General features: G+C 73.4%; 17 protein-coding genes and 1 pseudogene. 12 read left to right on the forward strand and 6 right to left on the reverse strand.

The window, feature by feature from the left end; translation table 11 throughout:
* Positions 1-139 precede the first annotated feature (139 nt).
* Both ACIHCM_RS10755 and ACIHCM_RS10760 read left to right on the forward strand, forming a co-directional pair.
* Positions 140-379 (forward strand): hypothetical protein, encoded by a 240-nt coding sequence (locus ACIHCM_RS10755; RefSeq protein WP_399892382.1) that lies wholly within the window; start codon positions 140-142, stop codon positions 377-379.
* A gap of 181 nt (positions 380-560) precedes the next feature.
* Positions 561-884, forward strand: a pseudogene (locus ACIHCM_RS10760) (SDR family oxidoreductase); the annotation flags it as partial.
* Between the two features lie 513 nt (positions 885-1,397).
* Here ACIHCM_RS10760 and ACIHCM_RS10765 read toward each other — a convergent pair.
* The 3 genes from ACIHCM_RS10765 to ACIHCM_RS10775 all read right to left on the reverse strand — a co-directional run bounded on the left by ACIHCM_RS10765 (position 1,398) and on the right by ACIHCM_RS10775 (position 3,636).
* Positions 1,398-1,970 (reverse strand): antibiotic biosynthesis monooxygenase, encoded by a 573-nt coding sequence (locus ACIHCM_RS10765; RefSeq protein WP_399892385.1) that lies wholly within the window; start codon positions 1,968-1,970, stop codon positions 1,398-1,400.
* Between the two features lie 391 nt (positions 1,971-2,361).
* On the reverse strand, positions 2,362-3,153 hold the full coding sequence (locus ACIHCM_RS10770) for a DUF305 domain-containing protein (protein WP_399892388.1): 792 nt from the start codon (positions 3,151-3,153) through the stop codon (positions 2,362-2,364).
* 63 nt (positions 3,154-3,216) lie between these two features.
* On the reverse strand, positions 3,217-3,636 hold the full coding sequence (locus tag ACIHCM_RS10775) for a DUF6153 family protein (protein ID WP_399892391.1): 420 nt from the start codon (positions 3,634-3,636) through the stop codon (positions 3,217-3,219).
* Positions 3,637-3,871: 235 nt separating this feature from the next.
* Here ACIHCM_RS10775 and ACIHCM_RS10780 point away from each other — a divergent pair, with 235 nt between their 5' ends.
* Positions 3,872-5,146: an APC family permease gene (locus ACIHCM_RS10780; RefSeq protein WP_399892394.1), complete on the forward strand. Its 1,275-nt coding sequence runs from the start codon at positions 3,872-3,874 to the stop codon at positions 5,144-5,146.
* 293 nt (positions 5,147-5,439) lie between these two features.
* Here the strand turns inward: ACIHCM_RS10780 and ACIHCM_RS10785 are convergent, their stop codons facing one another.
* The gene (locus ACIHCM_RS10785; protein WP_399892397.1) at positions 5,440-5,928 is read right to left on the reverse strand and encodes a MarR family transcriptional regulator; all 489 of its coding nucleotides are present in this window, start codon (positions 5,926-5,928) and stop codon (positions 5,440-5,442) included.
* Positions 5,929-6,077: 149 nt separating this feature from the next.
* Here ACIHCM_RS10785 and ACIHCM_RS10790 point away from each other — a divergent pair, with 149 nt between their 5' ends.
* The 6 genes from ACIHCM_RS10790 to ACIHCM_RS10815 all read left to right on the forward strand — a co-directional run bounded on the left by ACIHCM_RS10790 (position 6,078) and on the right by ACIHCM_RS10815 (position 11,993).
* The gene (locus tag ACIHCM_RS10790; protein ID WP_399892400.1) at positions 6,078-7,238 is read left to right on the forward strand and encodes a PP2C family protein-serine/threonine phosphatase; all 1,161 of its coding nucleotides are present in this window, start codon (positions 6,078-6,080) and stop codon (positions 7,236-7,238) included.
* A 143-nt stretch (positions 7,239-7,381) separates the two neighbouring features.
* Positions 7,382-8,281, forward strand: coding sequence for an STAS domain-containing protein (locus ACIHCM_RS10795; protein WP_399893373.1), 900 nt, complete (start codon positions 7,382-7,384; stop codon positions 8,279-8,281).
* Positions 8,278-8,667, forward strand: coding sequence for an STAS domain-containing protein (locus ACIHCM_RS10800; protein WP_399892403.1), 390 nt, complete (start codon positions 8,278-8,280; stop codon positions 8,665-8,667). The genes ACIHCM_RS10795 and ACIHCM_RS10800 overlap by 4 nt, the downstream gene beginning before the upstream one ends.
* Positions 8,664-9,113 carry an ATP-binding protein gene (locus tag ACIHCM_RS10805; protein WP_399892406.1) on the forward strand — a complete coding sequence of 150 codons (450 nt, stop codon included), beginning with the start codon at positions 8,664-8,666 and terminating at the stop codon, positions 9,111-9,113. The genes ACIHCM_RS10800 and ACIHCM_RS10805 overlap by 4 nt, the downstream gene beginning before the upstream one ends.
* Positions 9,110-10,177 (forward strand): SpoIIE family protein phosphatase, encoded by a 1,068-nt coding sequence (locus ACIHCM_RS10810; RefSeq protein WP_399892410.1) that lies wholly within the window; start codon positions 9,110-9,112, stop codon positions 10,175-10,177. Before ACIHCM_RS10805 ends, ACIHCM_RS10810 begins: the two co-directional genes overlap by 4 nt.
* Positions 10,161-11,993, forward strand: a complete 1,833-nt coding sequence (locus ACIHCM_RS10815) for a SpoIIE family protein phosphatase (RefSeq protein ID WP_399892413.1) — start codon at positions 10,161-10,163, stop codon at positions 11,991-11,993. The genes ACIHCM_RS10810 and ACIHCM_RS10815 overlap by 17 nt, the downstream gene beginning before the upstream one ends.
* 12 nt (positions 11,994-12,005) lie before the next feature.
* Here ACIHCM_RS10815 and ACIHCM_RS10820 read toward each other — a convergent pair whose 3' ends face one another.
* Both ACIHCM_RS10820 and ACIHCM_RS10825 read right to left on the reverse strand, forming a co-directional pair.
* Positions 12,006-12,515 carry a MarR family winged helix-turn-helix transcriptional regulator gene (locus ACIHCM_RS10820; RefSeq protein WP_399892416.1) on the reverse strand — a complete coding sequence of 170 codons (510 nt, stop codon included), beginning with the start codon at positions 12,513-12,515 and terminating at the stop codon, positions 12,006-12,008.
* Positions 12,516-13,018: 503 nt separating this feature from the next.
* Positions 13,019-13,435 (reverse strand): VOC family protein, encoded by a 417-nt coding sequence (locus ACIHCM_RS10825; RefSeq protein WP_399892419.1) that lies wholly within the window; start codon positions 13,433-13,435, stop codon positions 13,019-13,021.
* A gap of 189 nt (positions 13,436-13,624) precedes the next feature.
* Here ACIHCM_RS10825 and ACIHCM_RS10830 point away from each other — a divergent pair, with 189 nt between their 5' ends.
* The 3 genes from ACIHCM_RS10830 (at position 13,625) to ACIHCM_RS10840 (ending at position 15,663) form a co-directional block, all read left to right on the forward strand.
* A complete protein-coding gene (locus tag ACIHCM_RS10830; RefSeq protein ID WP_399892422.1) occupies positions 13,625-14,014 on the forward strand; it encodes a cell division protein SepF in 390 nt (129 codons plus the stop codon).
* Between the two features lie 123 nt (positions 14,015-14,137).
* Positions 14,138-15,313: an AAA family ATPase gene (locus tag ACIHCM_RS10835; protein WP_399892425.1), complete on the forward strand. Its 1,176-nt coding sequence runs from the start codon at positions 14,138-14,140 to the stop codon at positions 15,311-15,313.
* Positions 15,310-15,663, forward strand: a complete 354-nt coding sequence (locus ACIHCM_RS10840) for a nucleotide pyrophosphohydrolase (protein WP_399892428.1) — start codon at positions 15,310-15,312, stop codon at positions 15,661-15,663. Before ACIHCM_RS10835 ends, ACIHCM_RS10840 begins: the two co-directional genes overlap by 4 nt.
* Positions 15,664-15,781 lie beyond the last annotated feature (118 nt).

Consider the following 15,781-nt stretch of genomic DNA (forward strand, 5'->3'; position numbering starts at 1 on the left):
TGCTCACGCTGCGGGGACGCCCCGCCGTCGATGCATACAGGGTGCCTGGGGACAGGGCGCTCACAACCCCGAGTCATGAAGGTGGCGCAGGATGGCCTGTCAGAGCTCCGGCTGCAGGCGGGAGTGGGGTCCTTCTGCTGTGGCCCGGGAGATTGAGGACGGCCGTCCTGTCGACGTCACCCAGGTCGAACTGCTGGTCGCCGCCGTACGTTTCGTCGGTATCACCGCGATCAGGCTTCTGGCTGACGGACCCGCAGCCGAAATCCTCGCCGAACGCTGTTACCAGGGACTGGGTGCCCAGACCGGTGGTCGGGCGATGACGGGCCGGGCCGCGCCACAGCACCCGGCCTTCGCCGTCCGTGACCACCATGGACTTTGACGGCATTCTGCTTGTTCTTGCCAATGGCTGACGCTCCATCAGGCCTCGGGGATGGCGCGGCCGAAGGTGTCGAGTGTGACGGCCTCGGGCTCGGGTCCGCCGCGCCGGCCGGTCTCCAGGGCGTCGAGGGCGGCGAGTTCGCCGGCCGTGAGGCCGAAGTCGAAGACATCGATGTTCTCGGCGGGCCAACATCGTGTGTCCGAGCTGGGTGAGGAGCGAGATGGCCGACCGCCGCATGGCGCGTTTCGCCGCGGAGGCGGACCTGCGGGAAGACGGCGTGGAGTCGGCCTACGAGGAGGTGACCAGGCTCCTTCCCCTGGGTCGGCCGGGTGAGCCGCGTGAGATCGCGGAGACCATCGGCTGGCTGCTGTCCCCGGCGGCGTCCTATGTGAATGGCGCCGTGCTCACCGTCGACGGCGGGGCGACGGCACTGGATCCCGGGACGCTGGCCTTCGACTTCCATGTCGCGCCACGCCACGACGAGGTGTCCGGCACTCCTCGATGAGCACCGCTGCCCAGTCGATTTCGCCGGGCTGCCGTGCCCGGTCCGGCGCACCGGCGGGAGAGCGTGGCCGTAGCATCTCCTGGAGCCTGGTCCGCCGTGGTGCGGCGGAGGAGCGCTCACCGCTTCGGCCGGGGAAACACAAATGGCGATGTCTCGGCCGGCCACGAAGTGCCGCACGTGCTGCCGCACCCCCGCCTCGACGACGCTGCGCAGGACCGGGGTGGGGTGGACGCGCTCGCCGGGGCGGCTGAGGACGCCGACCAGCTCACTCTCCTCGGGCCACAGCTCTGCGATCTCCCGGGGCAGGGCGCCGCGTCGGACGCCTCCAGCGTCGCGACGGCCTCGTGCCTGCTCTCGTCGGTGACGGCGGAGGCGTCGTCGTGCGCCTGCTCGGCGGTCGCCCGCAGGGCGCCGGCCATGCTCGCCCTGGCGTGGCTCAGCCGGCTGCGCACCGTGCCCACAGGCCAAGGGCCCGTCAGACGTACGGCAGGCGCCGTGGCCCACGCCTCCGGGTCACTGCCCGAGCCACCCCCGCAGCAGCCTGCTCACCGCCGGCATCGCCGCGTACGTCATCAGGACGTTGAAGACGCAGGCGATGACGGCACTGCTGAGGACGACGGGCAGGCCGGTCAAGTGGGGGACCAGGAAGTAGCTGCCGAGGAGGGAGATCGGGTAGATCGCCAGGGTGGCGCTGATGGCCATCTTCCAGCGCGGGGGCGCCGGCCGCGTCGAACCGGGTGAGGCGAACCAGGTCTCCATCCCGGTGAGTTTCCGGCGGGCGATCTCCGTGTGGTGGTGGCCCTCGCAGTTGGCGAACCAGGCCGCCCGCTCCGGCGACTCCTGCCAGTCCTGGCATGCCCGCGCGTCGCGGAAGCGGTGGACGAGGAACCAAGGGGCGTCTCCGCCGGAGGACCGGAACAGCCCGTATCCGAGGTGGCCGTCGAAGCGGGCCGCGCAGTCGAGGATGCCTTTCGCCCACTTCTCGAAGGCGGCTTCGTGCCCGGGCTCCACCCGGCGGGCTATCAGCAGCGTCACTTCGCCGGTGTCGGCGGGGACGGTGGCGTGCTCAAGACTCACCGCAGTCACTCGTACTCCTCGTGATCACGCCGCGCCGCCCCCAAGATACGCCACTCGAACGACGGGTCGGCAGACGTCGAATCCCGGCAGCCTCCGGCCGTCGACAGGGATGGGGCCGCCGGATTCCGTGCGCGGTGGGGCACCGGCGGCTGCCTTCCTGGGCAGGTCGCCCGATGCGCGGATGCCTGGTCTCCCCGTGCACGGCAGCCCCACCCGGCCCCAGGAGGCGGACCAGGACCACCAGCACCCCGAACGCGAGGGGGAGAGGTCGCCGTTGGTCCGTGGCTGAGGCTCGCGGTGCTCACACAGGCTTCGTGAGGCGGCGTGGCCGTGGGCGCGCGACCGCACGCGTGCCCACCGCCCCCTCCCGGGCCGTAGTCCCTGCTACGGCGCTGCGGCGCTACGGCCTGCCGAGGAGCTCGTTCATGCGGGTGATCTCTTCGGACTGGGCAGTGACGACGTCGCGGGCCAGGTCCCGCGCGGGCCGGTGGGCGCCGTGCTCGATCTCGTTCCTGGCCATCTCGACCGCCCCTTCATGGTGCTCGACCATCAAGGTCAGGAACGCCCTGTCGAAGGCCGCGCCCGAGGACTTCTCCAGTTTCTCCAGCTCCTGGCCGGTCATCATCCCGCCCGGCGCGTGGCCGCCGTGCTCCGCCGAACCACCGGCGCCCGTGACCGGCTCGCCCCAGGCGGCCAGCCACCCGGTCAACGTCCTGATCTCCGGGCTCTGCGCCTGCTGGATCTCCACGGCGAGGTCCCTGACCTCGGGTGAGGCGGTGCGGGTGGCGGCCAGTTCCGCCATCTGCACGGCCTGGCGATGGTGCGCGATCATCCCCTGCGCGAAGGAGACGTCGTCCGTGTTGTGGCTGCCGGGCGAGGCCGGGGCCGTGGCCGACGGGCCGGTACGGGTGGCCGGGGTGTGCCCGTCGTGCCCGTCGCGTGCGGCGGAACCGCAGGCGGACAGCACGGCGACGGCCACGGCGACGCCCGCCACTGCGGCGCCCGCCACGGCGGCACGGCGCCCGCCGGTGCGCCGGGTGGTCGCGACGCGTCCTGTGCGCGTGGTGCGGTGCGTGCTCGTGGTGCCCTGCGTGCTCATGGTGCGGTGAGTGCTCATGGTGCCCTGTGTCGTCATGGTGCGGAACTCCCTTGAGTGCACGCCGAAGTGGCGCGCGTCGGTGACTGGAGACATGCCGGAGCACGGCACCGTCCCGGACCGGACGGTCCGGGAGCGCGAGATGCCGTGCGAGTGCCTCTAGATCCGCAGGAGTTGGAGTTCCGCCAGGTCGGGCGGCGCCCGCCCGCCTTCCGTGGCCCCCGTCGCCGCGCGGGGGGAGCCGGGTGACCCGTCCGGTACCGACCGCACCGCGAGAGTGAGGAGGGGCGGGGCATACGACGTACCGATGCCGCCGGCCGAGCAGCTCGCGTCGGCGTGGTCGACGTGGCCGGGCGCGCCGTCCTCGATCGCATGGGCACAGGCCTGCCCGGGGCGGTGGGTGCCCGGTGCGACGGCGTGGGCGGAGGGCGCGTCCGGTGTGTGCGAACCGGCGGCCGTCGGGACACCGGGCGCCAGCCCGTGCATGGCCAGCAGTCCGGCCAGCACCGCCAGCAGCAGTGCACCCCGCCCGGCCGGGCGGGGGCGGCTTGGCTGCGCGGTGCCTGTCACGGTGCTCATCCTAGGCAGCCCCTACGCCGCCCCCACGCCGCACTACGCCGTCCCTGCGCACCCCCAAAGACACCCCCCCGCGCACCCCCAAGGACACCATCCGGGCAGCCGAGGACAGGCCCCGGGCACCCCCCTCCAGCAGCACCGCGTCCACTCGGCCGCACACGTTCACGAACCCGCAACCCCCCTCGCGTATCGTCCGCCGGTGTCGGGCGGTCCGCAGGCCGCCGCCAAAGGAGTGAGCATGAGCAAGCCGTCGAGCACCGCCCCGATGCCGGACGAACTGAACCGCCGGCTGGGGGTGCCGGACGCCGTGGTCATCGGGCTGGGCTCGATGATCGGCGCCGGGATCTTCGCCGCGCTCGCCCCCGCCGCCCGTGCCGCGGGCTCCGGGCTGCTGCTCGGTCTCGCCCTGGCCGCCGTGGTCGCCTACTGCAACGCCACCTCCTCGGCCCGGCTCGCCGCCCGCTACCCCGCCTCGGGCGGCACCTATGTCTACGGCCGCGAGCGGCTCGGCGACTTCTGGGGGTATCTGGCCGGCTGGGCCTTCGTGGTGGGCAAGACCGCCTCCTGCGCGGCGATGGCGCTCACGGCCGGCGCGTACGTCTGGCCCGGGCACGCGCACGCGGTGGCGGTCGCGGCGGTCGTGGCGCTCACCGCCGTGAACTACGCCGGTGTGCAGAAGTCCGTCTGGCTGACCCGCGTGATCGTCGCCGTGGTGCTGGGGGTGCTGGCCGCCGTGGTGGTGGCCGCCCTCACCTCGGAGCAGGCGGACGCGGCCCGGCTGCGGCTCGGGGACGACGCGAGCGTCGGCGGTGTGCTCCAGGCGGCGGGCCTGCTGTTCTTCGCCTTCGCCGGGTACGCCAGGATCGCCACCCTGGGCGAGGAGGTCCGGGACCCGCGGCGCACCATCCCGCGGGCCGTCCCGCTCGCCCTCGGCATCACCCTGGCCGTCTACGCCGTGGTCGCCGTCGCCGTCCTGGCCGTCCTCGGCCCGGCCGGCCTCGCGGAGGCGGCCGCCCCGCTGTCGGACGCCGCCCGGTCCGCCGGGGCCGGCTGGCTGGTGCCGGTCGTCCGGGCCGGTGCCGCGGTGGCCGCGCTCGGCGCGCTGCTGGCGCTCATCCTCGGCGTCTCGCGCACCACTCTCGCGATGGCCCGCGACCGGCATCTGCCGCACGCCCTGGCCGCGGTCCACCCGCGGTACAAGGTGCCGCACCGTGCCGAACTCGTCGTCGGGGCCGTGGTGGCGGTGGTGGCGGCGACGGCGGACGTTCGCGGCGCGATCGGGTTCTCGTCGTTCGGCGTGCTCGCGTACTACGCCGTCGCCAACGCCTCCGCCTGGACCCTCGCGCCGGACGAGGGCCGCCCCCACCCCGCGATCCCGGTGGCCGGGCTCGCCGGTTGTCTCGTGCTGGCGTTCGCCCTGCCGCTCTCGTCGGTGATCTCCGGGGCGGTGGTGCTCGCGGTGGGCGCGGTGGCGTACGCGGTGCGCGCGGCGGTCGGACCGCGCACCACCTGAGGATTCTCCGGGCCGCGCCGGAGGGCCCGCGGCCCTCGCCCCTGCCTCGCCGGATCGGGCGTCCGTCCGAGACCTTGACCACAATTGCGCAGGTCGTCGCCACTCGGGGTACCCGATACGAAACGGCAGCTCAACCAACACTTGCCGTTTGACAACTATGCCGCGAGGCAACAAAGTAACCGTGTCGTGACGGGGCACGGGGAAGGGGCAGCGATGTGTTCCGGTGAACGAAGGCCGCCCGGTGCACGGCGCCGGAGCGGCGGGGCGGGGAGGTCGCCGGTGCGGTGGCAGGCTCAGGCGGTCCGGCCGCTGGAGACGTCGGCGTCGTCGTGTATCCGCGCCGCGGCCGCGTCGCAGAACGCCTCCAGCCCCTGCACCAGCGCGATCCGGCCGGCGGCGGGCATCTGGTCCAGTACCGCCTGCAACGCGCGCTCCCTGCGTACGCGCAGATCGGACAGGAAGGCGTGTCCCCGGCCGCTGAGATACAGCCGTACCTCACGCCGGTCGGCCGGGCTCACCACGCGCTCGACGAATCCGGCCGCCTGGAGCCGGTCGCACAGGCGGCTGGTGGACGGCGGCGTGGAGGCCAGGGAGTCGGCGAGCGTGCGCAGGTTGATGCCCTCGTGGTGTTCGAGGACGAGCATCACGCGCAGCTGGGAGGCGGACGCGGGCGCGGTGGACGCCCGGCCCCACAGGACCTCCAGCAACTCCGCGGCCGTGGCGGTCACACGCGCGGCGACCTCGTCCGGCTCGGGGCGTGGGCGGAAGGCAGTCACGGTCACACTCTCGCAGGCATTGGGATGACCGTCAGCGTACTAGGCACGCGAGCCGGCCGAAGATGCCCCGGGCGACCGGTGTGAGCGGTTCGGGCGGCTCCGCCGCCCGCGTGAGGTCCGCGGGCGCCCGGCGAAGGATTGGTGTGTGGGACATCGTGAACAGATTTGTGGCCGCTGAGCGCGCGTTGCGCACGGCGGCGCCCCATGAGTTGCTCGACGCGGTCCGCGGCGTACTGGTCGAGCAGTACGCGGCGGAGTCCGTCGAGCTCTACATGGCCGACTACGGCCTGACCGTGCTGCAGCCGGTGTCCGTGCTGCCGCACACCCTGGAGCCGGTCCCGGTCCACAACAGCCCGGCGGGCCGGGCCTTCGGCGCCCAGGAGCCCTTCGTGGAGGACGTGCGGGACGGCGTGGTCCGCGCGCACCTGCCGGTCACCGTCCGTGGGGACCGGCTCGGCGTGCTGTCGGTGACGCTGTCCGGCGGGGACCATGTGAAGGAGAGCCTGGGCGAGATCGCGGAGATCGCCGAAGTGCTCGGGCACGAGGTGGTCGTGGCCGAGCGGGACACCGACGTCTATCTTCAGGCCCGCCGCAGGGACCGGCTCACGCTCGCCGCCGAGATGCAGTGGCACCTGCTGCCCGGCCGCTCCTGCGCCCGGCCGGAGTATGAGCTGGGTGCTCAACTGGAGCCCGCCTACGCCATCTTCGGGGACAACTTCGACTGGTCCGCGACGGCAGACCGGCTCACGCTGTACGTCACCAACGGCATGGGTGAGGGCATAGAGGCCTCCCTGCTGACGAACCTGGCGATCAACGCGCTGCGCAACGCGCGGCGGGCCGGCATCCCCATCGCCGACCAGGCCGCCCTGGCCGACCAGGCGGTCTACGCCCACTACCGGGGCCGCAGCTATCTGTCGGTGCTGATGCTCGACTTCGAACTCGCCACCGGCCGCGTCCGGGCGGTGGACGCCGGCTCCCCTCGGCTGCTGCGGCTGCGCGGCGGGGCGGTCGAACGAGTCGCCTTCGAGGCCCAGCTTCCGCTGGGCATGTTCGAGGAGACCGACTACGTGGCACAGGAATTCCGGGCGGAGCCCGGCGACCGGCTCGTGTTCGTCAGCGACGGCGTCTACGACGTGGCCTCCCCGGGCGGGGAGGTCTACGGGGACGCCGCGCTGGCACGTGCGATCCTGGCCACCCGCCTGCTGCCCGCGGCCGAGGTGCCGCGCGCCATCCTCCGCGAGCTGACCGGCCACCGCGGCCGGCCGGCTCCGGACGACGACGCCCTCGTGGTGTGTCTGGACTGGCGTGGGCGATGATCCGGACGTGGGAAGGCCCCGTCCGGGGAAGGTGATCGCGTGTTGTTCGAGCCGCACGCCCGGAGCTAATGTTTGTCATACGGCAATAAATGGTTGAAGCTGAGCCGCTCGCCACGCCGCAGGAGCTTATGGAGAAGGAGACGATTCAGGTGCAGGAGCACGACGCGGCGGACGAGCCGGCGTCCCGGCAGGTGTCCGCCTTCCTCGGCCGTTCCCGGGAGCAGATCGCTCAGCGCTGGGCCGACGCGGCCCTGTTCCGCACGGTCTTCACCGTTTCCCGGGACGAGGCCGTGGAGGCCGGAAAGGCCGTGGTCGACGCCCTGGCCGAGGTCGCCGGTTCGGGACGGCTGGAGGACATCGCGGCGCCCGGCTTCGAGGGCGTGCGCGACCAGTTGGGGCGGATGGCCTCCTCGCGGGCCCGTACCGGACTGAACCCGGCGCAGATCGCCGACGAGGTCGCCGCGCTGCGCGAACCGGCCGTGGCACTGCTGCGCGACGGCTACGCCGACCCGGCCGATGCGCAGGCGGGTGATGCCGTGGTGGCGCTGACCGTGCTCATGGGTACGCTGCGGCTCGTGGTGATGGAGCGGGCGCTCAGCGCGGGTGAGGAGCTGATCGAACGCCAGCGGCAGCAGTTGCTGGAAGTGGCCACGCCGGTGGTCAAGCTGTGGGAGGGGACCGTCGCCGTACCGCTGATCGGCACCCTGGACAGCGCGCGCAGCCAGGTCGTGATGGAGAACCTGCTGGACGCGATCGTCGCCCAGCGCGCCCGGTTCGCCATCCTCGACATCACCGGTGTGCCCACCGTCGACTCGCTGGTGGCCCAGCACCTGATGAAGACGGTGGCGGCGGCCCGGCTGATGGGCGCCGAGTGCATCGTCTCCGGCATCCGGCCGGCGATCGCGCAGACGATCGTGCACCTCGGCATCGACCTCGGCTCCGTGCTCACCCGGGCCACCCTCGCCGACGCACTGGCCTACGCCATCACCCAGCACGACGCCGAGGGTTCGTCGCGTGCGGCGGCGGGAGCGAGCCCGCAGTGAGTGCCTCCGCCGACCCCGCAGCCCCGGTGCCCGTGCTGGCCCTCGGGGACGTGCTGCTCGTCTCCCTCCAGGGCGAGTTGCACGACGGCATGGCCGAGCAACTCCAGCAGGACATCACCCTGCGCATCGCGGGCAGCGGAGTCACCGGCGTGGTCATCGACATCTCCGGCGTGGACATGGTGGACTCCTTCCTCGGCCGAGTCCTGGCCGAGATCGCCTCCAGCGCCCGCCTGCTGGCCGCCCGTACGGTGCTGGCCGGCATGCGGCCCGCCGTGGCGATCACGCTGGTCGAGCTGGGGCTCACCCTGCCCGGTCTGCGCACCGCGCTGGACACCGAGCGCGCGCTGGAACTCCTCGGCCACCCGGCGGGCGGGGGGCACCCATGACGCCGGCCTCCCGCCCGGCGGCCACGGCCAGCCTGCCGATCGGATCGGACGCCGATCTGGCCTGGGTACGGCAGCAGGTGCGACAGGTCGGGTCCGAACTCGGGTTCGGACTGGTGCAGTTGACCAAGCTGGTCACCGCGGCGAGCGAACTCGCCCGGAACACCCTCGTCCACGGCGGCGGAGGACATGTGGAGATCACTCCGTTGGACAACGGGCACGACCGTGGGCTGCGGCTGTCGTTCGTCGACGCCGGTCCCGGCATCCGGGACGTGGAGATGGCCATGACGGACGGCTACACCACCGGTGGCGGCCTGGGCCTCGGCCTCAGCGGGGCCAAGCGCCTCGTCCACGAACTGGCCATCGACACCGCACCGGGCCGCGGCACCACCGTCACCGTCGTCGCCTGGAACTCCGTACTCCCCACGGCCCGTCCGGACACCGTATGAGCAGGGTGTGGGACATCCCCGTACACGACTCCACCCGGGTCCGGGACGTCCGCGTCGCCGCCGAGGCGGCCGGTGCCCGGGCCGGGCTCGACCCGCACCGCATCGCGGTGGCCTCCCTCGTGGCCACCGAACTCGCCACGAACCTCGTCAAGCACGCGGACGGCGGCCGTATCGTGATCAACCTCGTCGAACGTCCCGCGCCGGACGGGCCCGTGCCCTCGGTGCAGCTGGTCTCCCTCGACCACGGGCCCGGCATCACCGACGTCGAGGCCGCCCTGCGCGACGGCCACACCACCGCCACCACCTCCCTCGGCGCGGGCCTCGGCACCTGCCTGCGGATATCGAGCGACTTCGACCTGTACAGCGTCCGCGGCCGGGGCACCGTGGCGATCGCCCGTATCGACCGGACGCCTGCGGCCCGGCACCCGGTGCCCCCGTCCGGCCCCCGCGTGGGCGGCATCAACATCCCCCTCGCGCAGGCCGAGCACTCCGGCGACGCCTGGAGCTGGGTGCGCACCCCGACGGTGCTGACGCTGATGCTCGCCGACGGGCTCGGCCACGGGCTCAAGGCAGCCCAGGCCTCCGGTGCCGCGGTCGAGGAGCTGCACCGCTCCGGGCATCTGCCGCCGGTGGAGATCCTTCGGCTCCTCAACACCGCGCTGCGGCCCACCCGGGGGGCGGCCATCGCCATAGCGCAGCTGGACACCGACGCCGAACAGCTGCGGTTCGCCGGCATCGGCAACATCGGCGCCCGTCTGCACACCGGCGGCGACTGGCGGGCGCTCGTCTCCCACCCCGGCATCGTCGGCTCGCACTTCCCGGCCACCGTCCCCCAGCAGCAACTGGCCTGGCGGGCGGACAGCCTGCTCGTCCTGCACAGCGACGGACTGCCGAGCCGCTGGAGCCCGCCCGGCGACCCCGGCCTGCCGCACCACGACCCCGCTGTGGTGGCCGGGGCCATCCTGCGCGATGCCAGCAGCGCCGCCCGCCCCGTACGCGACGACACCAGTGTGGCCGTACTGGCCCCCGACAGCCGGACCCGCGCCCATGACCGCCGCCCCTGACACCTGGACCATCACCTCGGCCGCCGACGCCGCCCGGGCCCGCAGCGCGCTCGCCCGGCTCACCGAGCACGCCCCGGCCCTGGACCGGGCACGCTTCCTGACCGACCTCACCGCGCAACTGCGCCGCTGCCTCGAGGAGGGCGGCGCGGAACTCGTCCTCAGCACCCGGCACACCGACCGGCTCCAGATCGACGTGCACCCCACCGGGCGCCCCGCACGGCGGTTCACCCTCACCTGCCCCCAAGGGCCGGCCGCGAAAGGCACCGACGGCACGGACCTCGCCGACGCCCTGCTCACCGCGGACGAGGACGCGGGCGAACTGGTCGAGCAACTGCACGACGTCCGCCAGGAGCTGGACGGCCTGCAGGAGAAGCTCGACGGGCTGCGCCGGCAACAAAGCGCCCTGCAGGAGAAACTGGACGAGAAGGAGGCCCTGGTCCGCTTCCACCGCGAGGAGCTCCACGAGACCAACCAGGGCGTGCTGGCCCTGCACGCCGAACTGGACGCCGCCGCCCTCGCCCAGCGGGAACTCCTCGACGCCGAACGGGCCGCGCGCGCCGAGGCCGAGAGCGCGCGCCGGCTGCTGACTTTCCTGGCCGACGCCAGCGCCGTCGTGACCGCCTCGCTCGATCACGACGCCATCCTGCGCCGGCTGCCCGAGCTGCTCGTCCCCGAGTACGCCCGCGACGTCGACATCTGGCTCTTCGACGACGAGCAGGGGCCCCGCAGCGGTGGCCGCCCCGCCGCCGCCGTGACCGCCGCCCGCACCAGCCGCCCCCAGCACGCCGCGGGCCACCCCGGCGGCCTGCCCGGCGTCGACGACCTCCCGGCCTCCGTACTGGCCCCGGACCGGCCACTGCTGTGCATCCCGCTCACCGCGCACCGCATGCTGGGCGTGCTGACGCTGACCGCGCCCGGCCCCCGCTTCGACCCGGACACCTCCGTCATGCTGGTCGAACTCGCCCGCCGGATCGCCATCGCCCTGGACCACGCCCGCCGCTACGAGCAGCACCGCGACATCGCCGAGGCCCTGCAACGCGCCCAGCTCACCGAGCTGCCCGAGGTCGAGGGCGTCACCCTGGCGGCCCGCTACCTGCCCGCCACCCGCGGACTCAACATCGGCGGCGACTGGTACGACGCCTTCCCGCAGCCCGACGGCAGCCTGCTCGCGGTGATAGGGGACGTCACGGGGCACGGACTGCGGGCGGCCGTGATGATGGGCCAGTTGCGCACCGCGCTGCGCGCGTACGCCGTGGAGGGCGACGGGCCCGCCCGGATCCTCACGCGGCTGCACCACATGCTCCGCCACCAGGAGCCCGACCTGTACGCCACCGCGGTCGTCGCCCGCTTCCGGCCCGGCGACCCGGCCCTCGTGTGGGCCTCCGCCGGACACCCGCCCCTCGTGGTGCGCGAACCGGACGGCGCGGTGCGGGTCCTGGACGCCAAGCCCGGCATCATGCTGGGCGTTCCCATCCCGTACGAGTACCAGGAGCACGCCGTCGACCTGCCCCCCGGCTCGACGCTCGCGCTGTACACCGACGGCCTGGTCGAGCGGCGGGCCCTCGGTATCGACCCCGGCATCGACCGGCTCTCCGCGACGCTGGCCGCGCTCAGCGGGACGGAGCTGGAGCGCGACCTGGACGCCTCCGCCGAATCCCTGCTCAAGCCGATGCTGCACGATTCCGAACGCGACGACGACGTCTGCATGCTGCTGTGCCACACCACCCGCACGCCGCTCCCGGTGCCGGTGCCGTCCCCCAGATCGAACCGCGGCGCCGCCCGGACGGGTACGGCGGACCGGCCTCTGCCACGCTAGGCACCGACGGACCTACTTGCCGGACGTCGCGTCACCGGGCAGCGGTGCCCGCCCCGTCCGGGTGCCCAGGAAGGCCCGCAGCCCCCGGCTGAGTGCGTCCCGCTCGGCCGGCTCCATCCCCGCCAGCGCCACCCCCAGCGCCTGTGCCCGCCGATCGGCCACATCGCCGAGCACATGCCGCCCGTGCGCCGTCAGACTCAGCCGCACCTCACGCCGCTTGTGCGGATGCAGGGCCCGCTCCAGCAGCCCCGCGGCCTCCAGCCGGTCGCACAGCCGGCTGGCCGTCGGCAGTCCTATGTCCAACCGCTCCGCCAGCCCCGTCAGATTCAGCCCCGGCGCCACCTCCAGCGCCCGCAACGCCCGAAGCTGGTGCAGCGACAACCGCAGCACCGCCCCCTGCGCCGCCAGCGACCACAGGTCCGCCAGACTTTCCACGGCGTCGGCGATCTCCGGCGCGACGGCCTGCGGACCGTCGCCCGAACCCTTCGCCCGATCGTCGCCGGGGCCGCCGAGGTAGGTCACGAAAACATCACTTTCAGTAAGCTCCGGGCATGTGAAAGTCACCCTCTCAGACGCTGTACCCGAAGGGGGCGAGGACATACAGCCCGGTGCCGGTCCATCCGATGGTCGTTGCCGGAGCGAAGGGGGCAGGGGAGTTGCTCCATCCGCACGCTTTGTCTTGTTCGCGTGGATTGCCCAACCTCCGTCGAACGCGACCGCGTCGAGCGGCCGCGGCGGCCGGGGCGTGGACACCCGGACGCCGGCTGCGGGAGGTCACCCTCCTGTCGGCCGACCCCGAGGCGCGCGCCGCCACGGTCGCGGGGGTACCGGCCAGGCTGTCGCGGCGCGCCCTCTCCGGCTCCGGTCTCGGCCTGGCGACGGCCCCCGGCAGATCGCCCGCGCGCACGACGCCGACCTCACGGCCGAGCACGCGCCCGGCGGGGGCGCGCTGTTCCGCCTGCGGACAGCGGCCCCGGGCGCGGAGCGGGAGCCCTGACCCCGCGCCCGCACCGGCGCCGGACCGCTCAGCCCTGCTGCCCGCTGATGTTGACCATCCAGGCCACCTGGAACCGGTCCCGGCACATGCCGAAGACGTCGCCCCACATCTGCTTCTCCAGCGGCACGGTCACGGTGCCGCCGGCCGACAACTTCTCCCAGTAGCCGCGCAGCTCGGCCTCGTCCTCGCCGCTGAGGCTGATCGAGTACGCGTTGCCGCGGCTGTAGTCCTCGCCGGGCGGGGTGCCCGCGCCCATCAGGGTGAACCCGCTCGGCGACTCCAGCATGCCGTGCATGATCTTGTCGGCGTCGGGGGCGCCCGACGCGCCGCCGATCTCGGCGTAGGTGCTGAGCTCCAGGGTGCCGCCGAAGACCTCCTTGTAGAACTCCATCGCCTGGCGGGCGTCGCCTTCGAAGACGAGATAGGGGTTGAGTCGCGAAGCCATGAGAACCTCCCGAAGGGAGCGGACGGTCGTTGCTCCGCACCCTGGCCGGGGCCACCGGCAACGGCCCGCCGCACACGATCGCCCGCTGCTTCGTCGTCGCCGACCGTGTCGCTGTTCGGCCGAACGGGTGACATGGCGTAAGAATTGGCTGGTGCAGGCGATGAAGGCGACGCAGATCGGGGGGAGCCGGTGAACAGCCACGATGTCACCGATGAACAGTGGGAAGGGCTCGCCCAGGTCGTGCCGTTGCGGGGCCGCGACGCCTGGCCGTCCGCGGTGGACCACCGTGCGCGGCCGGAGGCGCCGACCGAGGCCCGCCGTCGTTTCGTCGTGCTGCGCGTCAACGTCTTCGGGGACGCGCGTGAGGTCGCCGAGACCCTGATGGCCGGCGTCCCGGTCCTGCTCGACCTCACCGGAGCGGAGACGGAGGTCGCCAAGCGGGTCCTGGACTTCAGCACCGGCGTCGTCTTCGGCCTGTCCAGCGGCATGCACCGCGTCGACCGCAACGTGTTCCTGCTGACCCCGCCCGGGACCGAGGTCCAGGGACTGATGGAGGGGGCGGGGGTCCCGGGAGTGTGAAGGCGCCCGGGGGACGCGGGGGCGCGCGGGGGAGCGCGGCGGCAGAGGGTGCCGTCGCTCGATCGTAGGAAGGTCCGGCGGGCGGAACGGTTCGGCCCTCCCGCGGTCTCCTACGGTCCGGACATGACCGCACCCCCCACCACCGCCACGCTCCGCACGACCCCCCACCCGCCGGCCCCGGGATGTCCGGAACGGCCGTGCGTCACGGAGTTGCGGCTGTCCGCCTTCGCAGGGCACCGCGGCGCCGTGTTCCCGCTCGGGCCGTGCACGCTGCTCGCCGGGCCGAGCGGCTCCGGCAAGACGACCGCGCTGCGGGCGTACGAGGCGCTGGCCAGGCTCGGCGGCGGAGCTCAGCTCGACGAGGTGTTCTGGGACCCGGCCGCCTGTGTGCCGGAGCGGGCGCGGCCGGACGCCCAGCGGCGGCGCGGCTTCCGGATCGGCTGTACGGCGGACGGCCCCGAGGGCCCGGTACGGCTCGACCTCGCCGTGCAGGCCGAGCCGGAACTGCGCGTCGTCGGTGAGCGGTTGACCTCCGGACGCCGCGTGCTGCTGGAGACCGCGCTGCGCGATCCGGGACGGCGTGCCGTGCAGGCCGCATGGCACAACGGGGGATCGGTGCCGGTGACGCGGGCCCCGCTCCCCGACGACCGGCTCGGCACCGCGCTGCTGCCGTTACGGGTGGCGGGCAAGACCGACGGGCAGCGGCAGGTGCTCGCCGCCGCCGAACAGATGGTGGTGGCCCTGCGTTCGGTCTTCGCCTGCGATCCGCTGCCCGGGCGCATGCGCGCCCCGGCGCCAGCCGGCTCGGGACGCCTGCTCGCCGGCTGCGACAACCTCGCCGGCGTGCTGTGGCGCACCCGCGAGGAGTGCGCGCGGCGGCACGGGCTGTTCGTCGCGGCGGTACGGGCCGGCTGTGCCGGGACGGTCACGGACGTACTCGCCGAGGCGACGGCCGACGGCACGATCCGGGGGAGCCTCGACCGCGGCGACGGGCACCGGACCGGGTTCGGGCGGCTGGGGGACGGGGAGCTGCGGTACCTCGCGCTCGCCCTGGTGCTGCTCACCGGTCCCGCCGTCCTGGAGGTCGACCCGGCAGGCGAGGTGCCGGCCGCGCTGCAGACGCTGACCGTGCTCGCCGACGGCTTCGACCGCGCGCTGGACGTGCCGCAGCGCACCGAACTGCTGCGGCTGGCGGCCCGGATGGGGGAGCGCGGCCACATCCGCTGGGTCGGCGCGGTGAGCGACGCCTCGTGGGCGGCGGGGGAGGACGGGATCACGGTGGTACACCTGGAGCCGTGACAGCACAGCCCGAACATCCCGAAGCGCCGGATCTCGCCACCCTTCAGCGCCGGCTCGCCGCGTTCGCCGCCGCGCGCAACTGGCAGCCGTACCACACGCCCAAGAACCTGGTCGCCGCGCTGAGTGTCGAGGCCTCCGAACTCGTCGAGATCTTCCAGTGGTTGACGCCCGAGGAGTCGGCCGGGGTCATGGCCGAGCCGGGCACCGCGCACCGTGTCAGGGACGAGGTCGCCGACGTGCTGGCGTATCTGCTCCAGTTGTGCGAGGTGCTCGGCATCGATCCGCTGGCCGCGCTCGCCGCGAAGATCGACCGCAACGAGGAGAGGTTCCCGGCGCCGGAGGGACCGTGAGGCCCCCGGCCGACCGGTGAGGGAAGCACTCCGCTTTCACTCTGTGTAAGTGAAATCCGAACTGAATCCGAATTGTTGTCCACAGATTTCGGTCTTCCACTGGCTTTTCGTCTCAGGC

This window comes from Streptomyces sp. NPDC052023, assembly GCF_044548465.1.
Lineage (GTDB): Bacteria > Actinomycetota > Actinomycetes > Streptomycetales > Streptomycetaceae > Streptomyces.